This window comes from Cytobacillus depressus (assembly GCF_008923245.1).
In the GTDB taxonomy this organism is placed as follows: Bacteria; Bacillota; Bacilli; order Bacillales; family Cytobacillaceae; genus Cytobacillus; species Cytobacillus depressus.
In genome coordinates this window covers 111,987-125,279 of the sequence record NZ_WBOS01000005.1, presented here as the reverse complement: position 1 = coordinate 125,279, position 13,293 = coordinate 111,987, and the positions used below count along the sequence as shown (strand labels likewise).

Sequence of the window (13,293 nt, the reverse complement as noted above, 5' to 3'; positions counted from 1 at the left end):
ATGATTTTTTGGACAGGCTATGCGGTCACTGAAGGGGAAGCCTCTATTTTTAAGATTTTTGAAAATGCGGATGTTTCTAAATCACCTATTTTAGGAGGCGTATTTGGCTTAGCTGTTACACTGGACCTATTCTTCCGTCAGGCATTTGTACTGAAAGGCGTAAGCTGCAGCGTTTTTGCGAAAGGTTTATTGTCCGGGATTAAATCCATACTGGCAGCTGTTTATATTTTAATCTTTGCTTGGGCGATTTCAGATCTAATTGGCCGTTTGGAAACGGGAAAATATATGGCTAACCTTGTACAACAATCAAGCATAAATATTTGAATATATTTCACCTTCTGAATTAAATATTTTAAAAAAATATTATTATTGGGAAAATAATGTTTTGACAGACTAGTTGAAAAATAATATACTATCTTTATATTATATTAAATAGTCAGAAATATTTTAATTCCTAATATATTTATATAAATTAGGAGTTTAGGCTGACTTACATAGTGGGTTGTGGAGAGATTCTTTTAATCATCTTATTTGAATACCTCACTATGAGATGAATTGTAAGAACAATCAGAAAGAGAAGAGGGGGAAAACAAATGGTTTTCAAGAAAAAAATTACTTCAGTCTTAATGGCTACAACATTAATGGCTGGAATTCTAGCTGGCTGTAACAGCAGTAAAGATGCTGGCTCAGAAGGGTCAAGCTCAAAAGGCGGAGATGTAATTAAAATCGGTGCTAACTTAGAACTTTCAGGTCCTGTAGCTTCTTATGGTTCTGGGATTGCTGATGGGGTTGCACTAGCGGTTGAAGAAATCAACAACGCTGGCGGTGTTGATGGCAAAAAGATTGAAATCGTTAAAGTTGATAATAAATCAGACGCAGCAGAAGCAACGAACGGTGCAATTAAATTAACGAGCCAAGATAAAGTAACAGCTATTATCGGTGCAGCTACAAGTGGTAATACAGTGGCTCAAGCGCAAATTGCTAATGATAATAAAACAATTCTAGTTTCACCATCTGGTACAAGCCCAACTGTAACAGTGCGTGATGACGGATCAGTAAATGAATATGTATTCCGTACTGCCTTTATTGACCCTTTCCAAGGAACAGTTGCAGCTAACTTCGCTTTAAACGATTTAAAAGTTAAGAATGTAGCAATCTATGCAGACAATGCGAGTGACTATGCAAAAGGTCTTGCAGCATCATTTAAAGAAACTTTCGAAGCAGCTGGTGGAAAAATTGTTGCTCAAGAATCTTATGTAGCTAAAGATACAGATTTCCGTTCGACTTTAACTCGAATTAAAGCGGCAAATCCAGAATATATCTTCATCCCTGGATACTATGAAGAAGTTGGTCTAATTGTTAAGCAAGCAAGAGAAATGGGAATTGATGTTCCATTAATGGGAGCTGACGGCTGGGACTCTCCGAAGCTTGTTGAACTTGCTGGAGCTGATGCATTAAATAACACATTTATCATTAACCACTATTCTTCTGAGGATCAAGATGAAACAATTCAAAAATTTGTTAAAGCTTACGGAGATAAGTATAATGGCAAATCCCCAGATGCCTTTAACGCACTTGGTTATGACACAGTTTACCTTTTAACTGATGCAATGAAACGTGCTGGAACTACTTCTGATTCAGAAAAAATTAAAGACGCTCTAGCTGCTACTAAGGATTTATCTTTAATCACCGGTACAATCACTGTTGATGAGAATCACCATTTAATTAAATCAGCAACAGTTCTAGAGTATGTTGATGGAAAGCAAACATTCAACACAAAAGTTAATCCTTAAGATTAAACAAGAAAATGGGGGGATTATCCTATCCCCCCATTTTCCATTCCTTATGGTAAAAAAAATAGGATATTATGTCGAAAAGTTGCAAAGCTCCAGTGTTTAAGCCTACAAAAGGGAGTGAAAGGTATGGAATGGCTTCAGCAATTAATCAACGGTATTTCCCTCGGAAGTATTTATGCGTTAATCGCATTAGGCTATACGATGGTTTATGGAATTATTAAATTAATTAACTTTGCTCATGGCGATGTCTTTATGATTGGTGCTTTTATTGGTTTTTATGCCATTGCTGGGTGGGGGTTAGGATTTTTTCCAGCTCTACTATTGGCTATGACTGTCTGCGCTATATTTGGGGTTCTAATTGAAAGAATCGCATATAAGCGTCTGCGAAATGCAACACGGATAGCAGCTTTAATTACGGCAATCGGTGTTTCCCTTCTTATCGAATATGGAGTGATCTATGTTCGTGGTGCACAGCCAGAGGCTTATCCCGATGTATTTGCAAAAAAATCGTTTGATGTTTTTGGTGCACAAATTAGCAGCCAATCTCTATTAATTCTTTCCGTATCAATTGTGTTAATGATTCTTTTGCAATTTATTGTACACAAAACGAAAATTGGGAAGGCGATGCGTGCAGTATCACATGATATGGATGCCGCTCGTTTGATGGGGATTAATGTAAATAACACAATTTCAGCAACTTTCGCTATTGGTTCGGCTATGGCCGGAGCGGCTGGTGTTATTTTTGGCGTATATTATACAAAAATTGACCCATTAATGGGAATTATTCCAGGTTTGAAGGCATTCGTTGCTGCGGTGTTAGGTGGAATCGGAATTATTCCAGGAGCAATGGTCGGCGGACTTGTTCTTGGCGTAGTAGAAACAGTTGTAAGTGCATTCGGTTTTTCACTTTGGAGGGACGCGGCAGCATTTATCATTCTCATTTTAATTCTATTATTTAGACCGTCGGGCATCTTTGGTAAGAATGCTAGAGAGAAAGTGTAGGTGAAAGAGACATGAAAAAGGCAAAAGGATTTTGGCTATTTCTAATTCTATCAATTATTGTTTATGGAACTGTTCAATTTCTTATTAATGCTGGAATCTTAAATCCATTTTATTCTAATACACTCATCTTTATTGGCATTAACATTATATTAGCAGTCAGTCTCCATTTAGTTATTGGGATTACCGGACAATTTTCTATCGGGCATGCAGGATTCCTAGCCGTCGGGGCATATATTTCGGCTATTTTTACGATGAAGCTTCATCTGCCTTTCCCGCTTGCTTTAATCGTTGGTGGAATTGTCGCTGCTTTAGCTGGATTAATCGTTGGAATTCCAAGTCTTCGTTTGAAAGGCGATTATTTGGCAATTGCCACTTTAGGGTTTGCAGAAATTATTCGAATCGTCTTTTTAAATATTGATTATGTTGGTGGAGCTGCGGGAATGCAGGTATCCCATTTAACGACTTGGACTTACACGTTCATTTGTCTATTTATTACGATCTTAGTCATTATGAACTTTACAAATTCACGACATGGACGTGCTTGTATTTCCGTCCGTGAAAACGAAATTGCAGCTGATGCGATGGGAATTAACACGACATTTTATAAAGTTATTGCATTTGCGATAGGCTCCTTCTTTGCAGGAGTGGCTGGAGGATTATATTCGCATAACTTCTATATCATACAGCCGACCAACTTTGGCTTCCTAAAATCCTTTGATATTCTCATTTTTGTCGTTCTTGGCGGACTTGGGAGTTTATCCGGAGCTGTAATTTCAGCGATTCTATTAACTTTAGTATCGACTTTCTTACAGGATTATCCGGAAACAAGAATGATTATGTACAGCCTTGTATTAGTTATCGTGATGCTATACCGTCCACAAGGATTAATGGGAACACGCGAAATTACAGATTACTTTGGCAAGTGGAAAAGCGCAAAAGGAGGTAACTAGCATGGGCAATACACCGTTACTTCAAGTTCAGGACGCTGGCATCCAGTTTGGCGGACTTAAAGCTGTTTCTGGCTTTAATATGGAGATCCATCAAGGAGAGCTAATTGGGCTCATTGGTCCCAATGGTGCAGGAAAAACAACAAGCTTTAACCTTCTTACAGGCGTGTATGTGCCGACAGAGGGAGAGATTTTATTAGAAGGAAAGCGGCTTAATGGCTTGCCGCCGTATAAAGTGACTCGACTGGGAATCAGCCGTACCTTCCAAAATATTCGCCTCTTTAATGAGTTATCTGTTTTAGATAATGTTAAAGTAGCCTATCATTCATTAGCGAAGCATTCGATTATAAGCTCAATTTTCCGTCTGTCTTCCCACTTTTCCGGTGAAAAAGAGATGGAAGAAAAATCAATTGAGTTTTTGAAAATTTTCCAACTGGATAAATTTAAGGACGAAAAAGCAAAAAATCTTCCGTACGGACAGCAAAGAAGATTAGAAATTGCCAGAGCCTTAGCAGCGGGCCCGAAGCTGCTGCTGCTTGATGAGCCAGCTGCTGGGATGAACCCGCAAGAGACACATGATCTTATGGAATTAATTGCTTTTATCCGCAATGAATTAAAGATCACGATTTTATTGATTGAGCATGATATGAATTTAGTAATGGGGATTTGCGAGAGGATTTATGTTTTAGACCATGGACAGCTGATTGCACATGGAACACCAGAAGAAATTCGTAATCATCCGAAAGTCATCGAGGCTTACTTAGGTGAGGAGGTTACAAACGATGCTTAAAGTTGATCAAATTGATGTTTTTTACGGAAATATTCAAGCTCTTAAAGGTGTTTCTTTAGAAGTAAATGAAGGGGAAATAGTGACATTAATTGGTGCCAATGGGGCGGGGAAAAGTACGCTTCTGAAAACTTTATCAGGACTTCTTAAACCAAAGAATGGAACGATTCAATATTTAGGTGATTCAATCAGCGGGAAGGCGGCTCAGGGGATCGTGAAAGCAGGGATTTCTCATGTACCCGAAGGACGCCGCGTGTTTGCAAATATGACCGTTGAAGAGAATTTAGAATTAGGAGCTTTTTTAAGAAAAGATTCTAAAGAAATTCATAAAGATATTCAAAAAGTTTATGAAACATTCCCGCGCCTACTGGAGCGCAGAAAGCAGCTGTCAGGAACTCTTTCTGGAGGAGAGCAGCAAATGTTAGCTATGGGCAGAGCGATCATGGCACGGCCTAAGCTTCTGTTGCTCGATGAGCCTTCCATGGGATTGGCACCTTTAATGGTGAAAACCATTTTCCAAATTATTGAGGATATTAATCGTGAAGGAACAACAATTCTGTTAGTTGAACAAAATGCCCATATGGCCTTATCAATAGCGAACCGTGCCTATGTTATTGAAACAGGCCGCGTAATCGTTTCTGGCACATCCGCTGAACTTCAAGCTAGTGAAGAGATCAAAAAGGCTTATCTGGGAGGTCATTAAGAAAAATGCTCCTTTGAAAAAAGCTCGCCATGAGTTGAAGATGGCGAGCTTTTTATGTTCAAGGGGCTCGTTTCGTGAGCCGCCTTATTTCTTTCTATTCCGCTCCTGTCTTTCCCATAATCGTAAGTGTGGATACGGATCATAGGACCATTCCGTAAAGCCATTGTCCTTATAGATTCCATAATGCAAATGGGGCGGGAATTTTCCTGACGTGCCTGGAGGACCATATCCTGAACTCCCTACACCGCCTATTAACATCCCTGGCTCGACTAATTGTCCGACCTTTAAATCCTTGGCAAATCCGCTTAAGTGAGCAAAATAGTGATAATTATTATTAATATCGCGAATCCCAATTCGCCAGCCGCCGAAGCGATTCCAGCCCTTCATTTCGATAACACCGTAAGCAGTGGCACGAACGGGAACACCGTAGCCGGCAAAGATATCTGTTCCTTCATGAATTCTTCTGCCACCCCAGCCGCGGGCGGCTCCCCATGTGCTCCTAAAAGTATAATCGCTTCTTAATGGAAGGGGAAAAACATGATGATCCAGATCCAGATGGCCGAAATGCTTATAAAGCCGGGCTTTTCCAATAATGATACTGACAGTTTTATCACGCTTATAATAATCCCATAAACCTAATTTTATATTGTCATGATCTGTACCATAAGAAAGAAGGTGATGAGCAAACGTATAAAGGACATCGATATCATTGGCTAAACTTGCCTTCCCGTCCCCATCTCCGTCAAGGCCAATCCCATTGAAAAACTGTATGGACAAAAGATTATCATCATCTATATTAGGATTTAAAATCCCAGCCCATACTTCGGGCTTAAAGTAAATTCCCGTTAATCCCTCTGCTTTCGGAAGATCTCTTCGTGACTGCCTGACATTGCGTTCATACTGGTCAATGCCAGCAAGGTAATACCAAGGAATATGAGTAACAGCCTCAATACTTTTATAAAGCTCCATTCGTTTATAATAAACTTCATTTTTACTTGATTGGGCATATCCGTTTCCTGGTGGAACAATCGAAAGAAGCAATATTAGAATACCAATAAATTTAATCCTCAATGTAATCCTCCCTTCGTCGTACTATGCTTATTTAGTTTGTGATGTTTGAAAAAATAAATATATATCAATTAATGGTAATCAGAATTTTGCGGCTTGTCCTAGTGTAAACCATGTGTTACAGTTGCATCATATAGTGATTTTTAGGAGCTTAGTCTCTTAAGGGGGATGTTGGGATTGGCTAAAAAGGAAGATTACATACGTAAGCCCGAATGGCTGAAAATAAAATTAAATACAAACGAAAACTATACTGGTCTAAAGAAAATGATGAGGGAAAACAGCCTTCATACTGTTTGTGAAGAGGCAAAATGTCCAAATATTCATGAGTGCTGGGCTGTAAGAAGAACAGCTACTTTTATGATTCTTGGGGATACTTGTACACGTGCCTGCCGCTTCTGTGCTGTTAAAACGGGTCTGCCAACCGAACTGGATTGGCAGGAGCCAGAACGAGTAGCAGATTCTGTTGCATTGATGAACTTAAAGCATGTAGTTGTAACTGCAGTAGCAAGAGATGATTTAAAAGACGGCGGAGCGGCTGTTTTTGCAGAAACCGTTAGAGCGATTAGAAGAAAAAATCCATTCACAAGCATTGAAGTTTTGCCATCCGATATGGGTGGAGTTTATGAAAATTTAAAAACGCTTATGGATGCGAGACCTGATATTTTGAACCATAATATTGAGACGGTAGAGCGCCTAACACCAAGAGTAAGAGCCCGTGCTCAATATCATCGTTCCCTAGAATTCCTGAGCCGTGCGAAGGAAATGCAGCCAGACATTCCAACAAAATCAAGCTTAATGATTGGGCTTGGAGAAACAAAAGAAGAAATTATTGCTACAATGGATGCGTTAAGAGCTCATAATGTCGATATTATGACCATTGGCCAATACTTACAGCCATCCAAAAAGCATTTAAAAGTTGAAAAATATTATCATCCAGATGAGTTCCAAGAATTTAAGGAAATTGCTTTAAGCAAAGGCTTCAGCCATTGCGAGGCAGGTCCTCTCGTACGTTCTTCTTATCATGCAGATGAACAGGTGAATGCTGCAGCTAAACGGAAGCAAGAATTAGGAGAAATCGAACTTAAAGAAGCATAAAATAAGAAAAGCGCAAGCGCCTTCGGAACAATTAGTGAACATATTGTTCCTGCGATGATTATGCTTCCGAAGCGTTCCTTGTAGAGCTAAATAAAAAGAGGAGTTCAGCGTCCATTTTGCTGAACTCTTCTTTATTATTTCATATTTCGATTGTCAATTTTATTCTTCCGCTCACCCATTTTCTCCCCATTTTCATTTTCACCATTTCCGATCTTTTTTCCTTGAGGAGATTTAAGCATTTCGTTAATTACTTTATTCAGACTGGTTTGCAGATTTCCATTATTTGAATTGGAATTGGCAAAGTTTTCTACATATTTGCGAAGAGCGGTATTATCGCTCACGTACACATGGTACGACCTTGGAACAACTGACATTGCCGTTCTCTTTACTTGGTCAGCAGTAAGATTGCGATTATTGGAATTCGTATCGTATATGACTAAAACTTCTTCATCCGTCACGAGAGTGGAGACATCGTCTACGTTCGGAAGATCTGTACAATACCCTGATATCAAATCTGCCAGCTGTTCTCTGTCGAGAGTTGCATATTTATTATAAGAAACATTTTCTCCCATAATCGGGCTTCTTTGATGGCGGACATATCCAAAATCCCCATTATTATTTGTAACCCCATTATGACGATTATAAATTTCAGATCGTTGCGTATTTACATTAAGCGTATTCCCGCTTCGTTCGTAAATGCCATTTCCTTCTCTTGCCACATTGTGGCCTTGATTTTGACAGGCAGTTAGAGCTGTTAAGCCGCAAATACCGAGGATGATCAATGATTTTTTAATTTGAAACACCTCCTTGTGTTTAGATTAACCATCTGAAAATTTTTTTCTCTTAGAAATTGATGGAGTATCAGTTATAATTTAAATATGGTGCTATATAATCTAGGCACAATATGCAATGAAATATTGACTTTCAAAATACAAACATTTCCAATATAATAAAGTATTAAGAAGGTTGTTTTTTAACTTGAGGTGATCGATTTGATTTGTATAAATAATGTTTGCTATGAAGTAATCGAGGATATAAGAAACGGTTTTAACGAAGAAGCGTTTCGCGGCAGATATAGTGATATTTTAACGCGTTATGACTATATTGTTGGCGATTGGGGTTACGGACAGCTAAGGCTGCGTGGTTTCTTTGATGACCAAAACCAGAAATCCACCTATGATACAAAAATAAGCACACTTACCGAATACCTATACGAATTTTGTAATTTCGGCTGTGCTTATTTCGTGGCAAAAAAAGTGAATAAATAAGGTATACCAAAAGGCAATCATCTGACTGATTGCCTTTTAGCACCTTATTTCTGATAATCATCATACGGCGGCTCCGTGCTTGTATCGGGATCGTCATGTGTAGGATGGGCTCCTTCCATTTGTCGGGGCATCCCTTCATGCAATGTTTTATTTTCATAGTTAAATGCACTATACCTGCGCTGTTCTTCGCGAAATGGGGTACTTTTATTTTCAACAGGTTCGTGCCTTTTTATTGGTGACCCGTAAGGTCCGTCAGGGAAGTCTTCTGCGGTTAAGTAGTTCCTTCGTTTTTCCACATTTGAAAAATCGGTGTACTCCGGCTTTTCTTTTTCGTCCACAACTATCACTCCTATCCAAACAACAAATAAAGGAGAACCGTGTTTTAGGCTCTCCTTTATTATTTGTAAATATGATAATAATAAACAGATTATACTAACTCAAAAAGAAAGGACCGTAATTCTTCTGCATCTTCCTCGGAAAGATTAAAGGCGTATTCTAAATAGCCTTCTTCTCGTAAATCATCTTGTCCAATAATGGCAAAACGGCTACCTTGAATATCAAGGACAATATGCTTCCCATAATAACGATCCGATTGAACAATAGCTAAATCAAAGCGCTGATTCTCGCCCATAAAGCTGACAAAACGTGTTTTCGTATCTACGATATCATCATATAAAAAAAATCGATCCGCCATCATTTAAACCCCTTTTTGAGACATGTTTAATCCTATCATATCAGAAGAAAAGGGAATTCTCACTGATCTTCTGAATAAGTTTAGAAATCTTTCCAATAATGGGGGAAGCATTCGAATTTTGTGATAAAATGGTGATATATGCAATATTTGAACGCCGATGAAAAGCGGAAGAGCTCCTATGCGCTGGAGCTAGACAAGCATCGAGAGGACTGAAACAATGGACCGCCCTTATAAAAAAAAATTCACAAATTTGAAAGAGTGGATTAAGATTTTCTCTCCCGCGGATAAGCTACAATTTTATCCGCCACAATTTATTATTCGCGATCCAATAACATCTGCCGTTCGAAAGGCATTTGAAGAGGGCTTTGAAGTAGCGGTTATTGTGTTTAATATAAAAAATCTGCGAGAATTGCCTGAACAGCTTGGTGAGCAAGGATATATTCATTTTATTCAATTACTTAAGATTGTCTTCAAGGAAGTCATTAGTGAAGAATTAGGGAAAGATGAAATCATCTCACTCCATGATTATTCGAGTGATGGGCTGACTCTTTTGATGAAAGTAAACCATGATAATCATTCTGTAACTGAAATTGATAAAAAAATGAAAAAAATATTAAGACTTGCAGAAAAAAAACTTTATGACCTCATCCCTCTTGCACGGCCTTTGTTCGAAACAGGTTATATGTTTATAGAAAAAAGGCATTATACCATTCAAGAAGCAATTTTGAAAGCGAATCAGCATGCACTATCAATGGCGGAGAAAAAGGTCCAGTCAAAGTATAATGAAATGCTATTTTTGGTCAGTAAAATTGTTTCACAAAAGGATATTTATCTTCTTTCCCAGCCGATCATTGATATCGCGACAGGGAAGGTAAAAGCATGGGAGATGCTTACCCGCGGTCCGAAGGGGTCTATTTTAGAAAGTCCATTGCATCTTTTCTCAGTTGCAAGACAAACGGGAATGCTTTATGAACTTGAGCTCATTGTTTTTGAGAAAACACTTGAGCAGATTCACAAAACAGGCTGTAAACAGGACATCTTTATCAATTTTACACCGATTACTTTAGGACATGAGCGTTTTATCCGTGATTTAAGAAAAATGCTTGCTAAGCATAAAAATATTTCTCCGCGTCAAATCACTCTTGAAATTACAGAAAGGGATTCGATTGAAGGGATGGAGAACTTTCTATACAATATAAAGGTACTTAGAATAATGGGCTTTCGGGTGGCTATCGATGACACTGGAGCCGGATATGCAAGCCTTCATTCTATCAGCGAAATTATGCCAGATATAATAAAGATTGATCGGTCTGTAATTCAGGATATTGATAAAAATTCCGTTAAAGAATCGATGTTAAAAGGCATGCTGATCATTGCGAGGGAAGCCGGTTCTTTAGTTGTAGCCGAAGGAATCGAAAATAAAGAAGAAGCTTCAGTCCTTTCCAGAAATAAAGTGGATTTAGCTCAAGGCTATTACTATGCACGGCCAGACTATCTCTGCAGAGGTCTAAAGCTATCGTAATAGAGGTTGTTCAAAAAGTCCGGGAAAAATTCCTCGAAAAAGAAAAGCACTTTTTCTTCGTGCGATGTCTATTCGAGAAGATTATTCAAAAAGCTGTCGAATTTCTTCGTTAGCTTGCTGCTACGCTCCTCACGTATTAAAAGCATATCCTCGAAAAAGAAGTGCGCTTTTTCTTCGTGCGAGGAGAATGCTCCGAAGCGGCCAGCTAGCGCTCCGGTGCTCGTAGACTGCGCTTCCTCGAACTTCTCGGCTCTTTTTGTCCTCCTTTTTGAACCACATTAATAGAAGAAAGGTGAAGATAAATGTATTTTGTGGATCGTGAAAAAATTGAAACAACTCTTCTGTTTTTAGAGAAGCAATATTCACTTTTTGAAGAATTAAAGGACGTATATACATCAATAGAAAAAGCCGCTTTGGAACGGGTATGTCACTTGATCATTGAGTCTATTTTAGATGTTGGGAATGCGATGATTGATGGATTTATTATGCGAGACCCAGGCAGCTATGATGATATTGTTGACATTTTAGATGATGAAAAGGTTATTCATGATGAGTTAACAAATAGCTGTAAAATCCTTATTCAATACCGAAAAATGCTTGTTCAAAACTATACTGAAGTAAACCATGATGAAGTTCAAGCTGAATTTCGCAAACATTTATCTGTGATGCAGCAATTCCCAGAAAAGGTAAGGGCTTATTTGCAGGACGAACTAGGTCCGGTATCAGCGTTTAGGAATTAGGTGATTTCATGAATAAATATCAAGGGTATCTAATTGACTTGGACGGTACAATGTATAGGGGAACGGAATTGATTGAAGAAGCGGCAGATTTTATAGATCAGCTGCGTGAGCGGGATATTCCTTATCTATTTGTGACGAATAATTCCTCAAGAACTCCTGCCCAAGTGGCAGAGAAGTTACGCCAATTTAATATCTCTGCCAATGAGGAACAAGTTTTTACTACCAGTATAGCAACAGCCAATTACATTTATGAACAAAACAAGGATGCCTCTGTATATGTTATAGGAGAAGAAGGTATTAGAAACGCTCTCCGAGAAAAAGGATTTACATTTACGGAAGATGCGGCAGATTATGTTGTCGTTGGGATTGATCGTTCTATTAGTTACGAAAAGCTGACGGTCGCCTGTTTAGCGGTAAGAAACGGGGCTACATTTATTTCAACAAACGGGGATATTGCTATTCCAACTGAAAGAGGTCTGCTGCCTGGAAACGGTTCATTAACATCGGTTATTTCAGTATCTACGCAAACAAAACCTATCTTTATCGGTAAGCCAGAATCGATCATTATGGAACAAGCTCTTCAAGTGCTTGGGACAAAGAAGGAAGAGACCTTAATGGTAGGGGATAATTATGACACCGATATCCTAGCTGGAATGAATGCTGGGTTGGATACATTGCTCGTTCATACTGGAGTAACGACGAAGGAATTGCTTACAAAGTATGAAAAAAAGCCAACTTATGTAGTTGATTCCCTTAAGGATTGGGGTTTCTAATAAAAGTTAAAGGGTGGAGAAGTTTTTTCCCCACCCTTTTAATGTCTAGCTTTAGCGCCTGCCCTTAAAGGCGCTTTCGCATTTCTAATCACTTCACCCCATTTGCCCTATGTGCCAAGCGGCTTGAAGCGGCTGCGGCAATCGCTCCAACAATATCATCTAAAAAGGTATGCACTTTCCCTGAAGATTTATCATTTAAGTCTTTCAAAATTCCCGGCTTTAACTTATCGATATAGCCAAAGTTTGTAAATCCAATGGAACCGTACACATTCACAATGGATAATGCTAATACCTCGTCCACGCCATATAGGCCTTCATCAATTTCGATCACATGCTGCAGTGGCTCGGAAAGCATTTTCTTTTCGGCAAGTATATCGAGCTGAATTCCTGTTAAGATAGCATTTTGTACTTCCCTTTTGGACAGAACGCGCTCCACATTGGCAATACATTCTTCTATTTTTAAATTAGGATGATATTTCTCTTGGAGAAAATATACTAATTCTGCAATATCTTTAATTTCTACTCCACGTTCCTGCAGCCATTTTCGCGCTGTTTGCTCAGTCAAGTCTACACGTTTTTCTTCATTCATCGGCTCCACCTATTTCCTCGTTAGTTTACCTATATATATAACCTATTTTAATAAAATATTCCATTGCAGCCATATTGTTGACATCTGTCTCATTTTTTCCTTTAAGTACTGACTTATGCAAGAAAAGCACAAGTTTTCCCCTTTCAATTCATATATTTTCGTAAGAAGACCGATTAATGGAATGGATTTTTAAATGTCTAGTTCCAGCGCCTACCCCGACGTAAAGGACGTACTAGTGTCGACAATGCGGCAGGACAAGGAAGACTTCGTCAGCGATTCATCGCACGACCAAAAGTGAAGCTTTTGGAA

The 13,293-nt window shown here is 38.8% G+C and carries 16 protein-coding genes; 11 read left to right on the top strand and 5 right to left on the bottom strand.

The window, feature by feature from the left end; genetic code table 11:
- From F7731_RS27190 to F7731_RS13350, 6 genes are all read left to right on the top strand, one after another.
- Nucleotides 1-324 carry a Na+/H+ antiporter NhaC family protein gene (locus tag F7731_RS27190; RefSeq protein WP_343032863.1) on the top strand — a complete coding sequence of 108 codons (324 nt, stop codon included), beginning with the start codon at nucleotides 1-3 and terminating at the stop codon, nucleotides 322-324.
- A gap of 269 nt (nucleotides 325-593) precedes the next feature.
- On the top strand, nucleotides 594-1,793 hold the full coding sequence (locus F7731_RS13370) for an ABC transporter substrate-binding protein (RefSeq protein ID WP_151535293.1): 1,200 nt from the start codon (nucleotides 594-596) through the stop codon (nucleotides 1,791-1,793).
- Nucleotides 1,794-1,922: 129 nt separating this feature from the next.
- Complete coding sequence (locus F7731_RS13365) at nucleotides 1,923-2,798, top strand: branched-chain amino acid ABC transporter permease (RefSeq protein WP_151535292.1); 876 nt, start codon at nucleotides 1,923-1,925, stop codon at nucleotides 2,796-2,798.
- Nucleotides 2,799-2,809: 11 nt separating this feature from the next.
- On the top strand, nucleotides 2,810-3,748 hold the full coding sequence (locus F7731_RS13360; RefSeq protein WP_151535291.1) for a branched-chain amino acid ABC transporter permease: 939 nt from the start codon (nucleotides 2,810-2,812) through the stop codon (nucleotides 3,746-3,748).
- A gap of 1 nt (nucleotide 3,749) precedes the next feature.
- Nucleotides 3,750-4,535, top strand: a complete 786-nt coding sequence (locus F7731_RS13355; RefSeq protein ID WP_151535290.1) for an ABC transporter ATP-binding protein — start codon at nucleotides 3,750-3,752, stop codon at nucleotides 4,533-4,535.
- Nucleotides 4,528-5,235 carry an ABC transporter ATP-binding protein gene (locus F7731_RS13350; protein ID WP_151535289.1) on the top strand — a complete coding sequence of 236 codons (708 nt, stop codon included), beginning with the start codon at nucleotides 4,528-4,530 and terminating at the stop codon, nucleotides 5,233-5,235. Before F7731_RS13355 ends, F7731_RS13350 begins: the two co-directional genes overlap by 8 nt.
- A gap of 84 nt (nucleotides 5,236-5,319) precedes the next feature.
- Here F7731_RS13350 and F7731_RS13345 read toward each other — a convergent pair whose 3' ends face one another.
- Nucleotides 5,320-6,276: a M23 family metallopeptidase gene (locus tag F7731_RS13345; RefSeq protein ID WP_425482010.1), complete on the bottom strand. Its 957-nt coding sequence runs from the start codon at nucleotides 6,274-6,276 to the stop codon at nucleotides 5,320-5,322.
- A 204-nt stretch (nucleotides 6,277-6,480) separates the two neighbouring features.
- Between F7731_RS13345 and lipA the strand changes: the two genes are divergently transcribed.
- The gene (gene lipA / locus F7731_RS13340; protein WP_151535288.1) at nucleotides 6,481-7,398 is read left to right on the top strand and encodes a lipoyl synthase; all 918 of its coding nucleotides are present in this window, start codon (nucleotides 6,481-6,483) and stop codon (nucleotides 7,396-7,398) included.
- Between the two features lie 134 nt (nucleotides 7,399-7,532).
- Here the strand turns inward: lipA and F7731_RS13335 are convergent, their stop codons facing one another.
- Nucleotides 7,533-8,192, bottom strand: coding sequence for a YhcN/YlaJ family sporulation lipoprotein (locus tag F7731_RS13335; RefSeq protein ID WP_151535465.1), 660 nt, complete (start codon nucleotides 8,190-8,192; stop codon nucleotides 7,533-7,535).
- A 198-nt stretch (nucleotides 8,193-8,390) separates the two neighbouring features.
- Between F7731_RS13335 and F7731_RS13330 the strand changes: the two genes are divergently transcribed.
- A complete protein-coding gene (locus F7731_RS13330) occupies nucleotides 8,391-8,666 on the top strand; it encodes a YutD family protein (RefSeq protein ID WP_151535287.1) in 276 nt (91 codons plus the stop codon).
- Nucleotides 8,667-8,710: 44 nt separating this feature from the next.
- On the opposite strand, the gene F7731_RS13325 is transcribed toward F7731_RS13330, so the two are convergent.
- A complete protein-coding gene (locus tag F7731_RS13325; RefSeq protein ID WP_151535286.1) occupies nucleotides 8,711-9,004 on the bottom strand; it encodes a cytosolic protein in 294 nt (97 codons plus the stop codon).
- An 89-nt stretch (nucleotides 9,005-9,093) separates the two neighbouring features.
- Nucleotides 9,094-9,360 carry a DUF3055 domain-containing protein gene (locus tag F7731_RS13320; protein WP_151535285.1) on the bottom strand — a complete coding sequence of 89 codons (267 nt, stop codon included), beginning with the start codon at nucleotides 9,358-9,360 and terminating at the stop codon, nucleotides 9,094-9,096.
- A 217-nt stretch (nucleotides 9,361-9,577) separates the two neighbouring features.
- Here F7731_RS13320 and F7731_RS13315 point away from each other — a divergent pair, with 217 nt between their 5' ends.
- The 3 genes from F7731_RS13315 to F7731_RS13305 all read left to right on the top strand — a co-directional run bounded on the left by F7731_RS13315 (nucleotide 9,578) and on the right by F7731_RS13305 (nucleotide 12,395).
- Nucleotides 9,578-10,882 carry an EAL domain-containing protein gene (locus F7731_RS13315; RefSeq protein ID WP_151535284.1) on the top strand — a complete coding sequence of 435 codons (1,305 nt, stop codon included), beginning with the start codon at nucleotides 9,578-9,580 and terminating at the stop codon, nucleotides 10,880-10,882.
- Between the two features lie 302 nt (nucleotides 10,883-11,184).
- Complete coding sequence (locus F7731_RS13310; RefSeq protein WP_151535283.1) at nucleotides 11,185-11,622, top strand: DUF86 domain-containing protein; 438 nt, start codon at nucleotides 11,185-11,187, stop codon at nucleotides 11,620-11,622.
- Nucleotides 11,623-11,630: 8 nt separating this feature from the next.
- Nucleotides 11,631-12,395: a TIGR01457 family HAD-type hydrolase gene (locus F7731_RS13305; protein WP_151535282.1), complete on the top strand. Its 765-nt coding sequence runs from the start codon at nucleotides 11,631-11,633 to the stop codon at nucleotides 12,393-12,395.
- Nucleotides 12,396-12,483: 88 nt separating this feature from the next.
- On the opposite strand, the gene F7731_RS13300 is transcribed toward F7731_RS13305, so the two are convergent.
- Nucleotides 12,484-12,984 (bottom strand): phosphatidylglycerophosphatase A family protein, encoded by a 501-nt coding sequence (locus F7731_RS13300; RefSeq protein WP_151535281.1) that lies wholly within the window; start codon nucleotides 12,982-12,984, stop codon nucleotides 12,484-12,486.
- Nucleotides 12,985-13,293: the final 309 nt, after the last annotated feature.

What these genes read in the sequence shown, in the direction of transcription:
- F7731_RS13305 (WP_151535282.1), top strand. Translation starts at nt 11,631, where the DNA reads ATGAATAAATATCAAGGGTATCTAATTGACTTGGACGGTACAATGTAT.
- F7731_RS13365 (WP_151535292.1), top strand. Translation starts at nt 1,923, where the DNA reads ATGGAATGGCTTCAGCAATTAATCAACGGTATTTCCCTCGGAAGTATT.
- F7731_RS13355 (WP_151535290.1), top strand. Translation starts at nt 3,750, where the DNA reads ATGGGCAATACACCGTTACTTCAAGTTCAGGACGCTGGCATCCAGTTT.
- F7731_RS27190 (WP_343032863.1), top strand. Translation starts at nt 1, where the DNA reads ATGATTTTTTGGACAGGCTATGCGGTCACTGAAGGGGAAGCCTCTATT.
- F7731_RS13360 (WP_151535291.1), top strand. Translation starts at nt 2,810, where the DNA reads ATGAAAAAGGCAAAAGGATTTTGGCTATTTCTAATTCTATCAATTATT.
- F7731_RS13370 (WP_151535293.1), top strand. Translation starts at nt 594, where the DNA reads ATGGTTTTCAAGAAAAAAATTACTTCAGTCTTAATGGCTACAACATTA.
- F7731_RS13310 (WP_151535283.1), top strand. Translation starts at nt 11,185, where the DNA reads ATGTATTTTGTGGATCGTGAAAAAATTGAAACAACTCTTCTGTTTTTA.
- F7731_RS13315 (WP_151535284.1), top strand. Translation starts at nt 9,578, where the DNA reads ATGGACCGCCCTTATAAAAAAAAATTCACAAATTTGAAAGAGTGGATT.
- F7731_RS13300 (WP_151535281.1), bottom strand. Translation starts at nt 12,984, where the DNA reads ATGAATGAAGAAAAACGTGTAGACTTGACTGAGCAAACAGCGCGAAAA.
- F7731_RS13320 (WP_151535285.1), bottom strand. Translation starts at nt 9,360, where the DNA reads ATGGCGGATCGATTTTTTTTATATGATGATATCGTAGATACGAAAACA.
- F7731_RS13350 (WP_151535289.1), top strand. Translation starts at nt 4,528, where the DNA reads ATGCTTAAAGTTGATCAAATTGATGTTTTTTACGGAAATATTCAAGCT.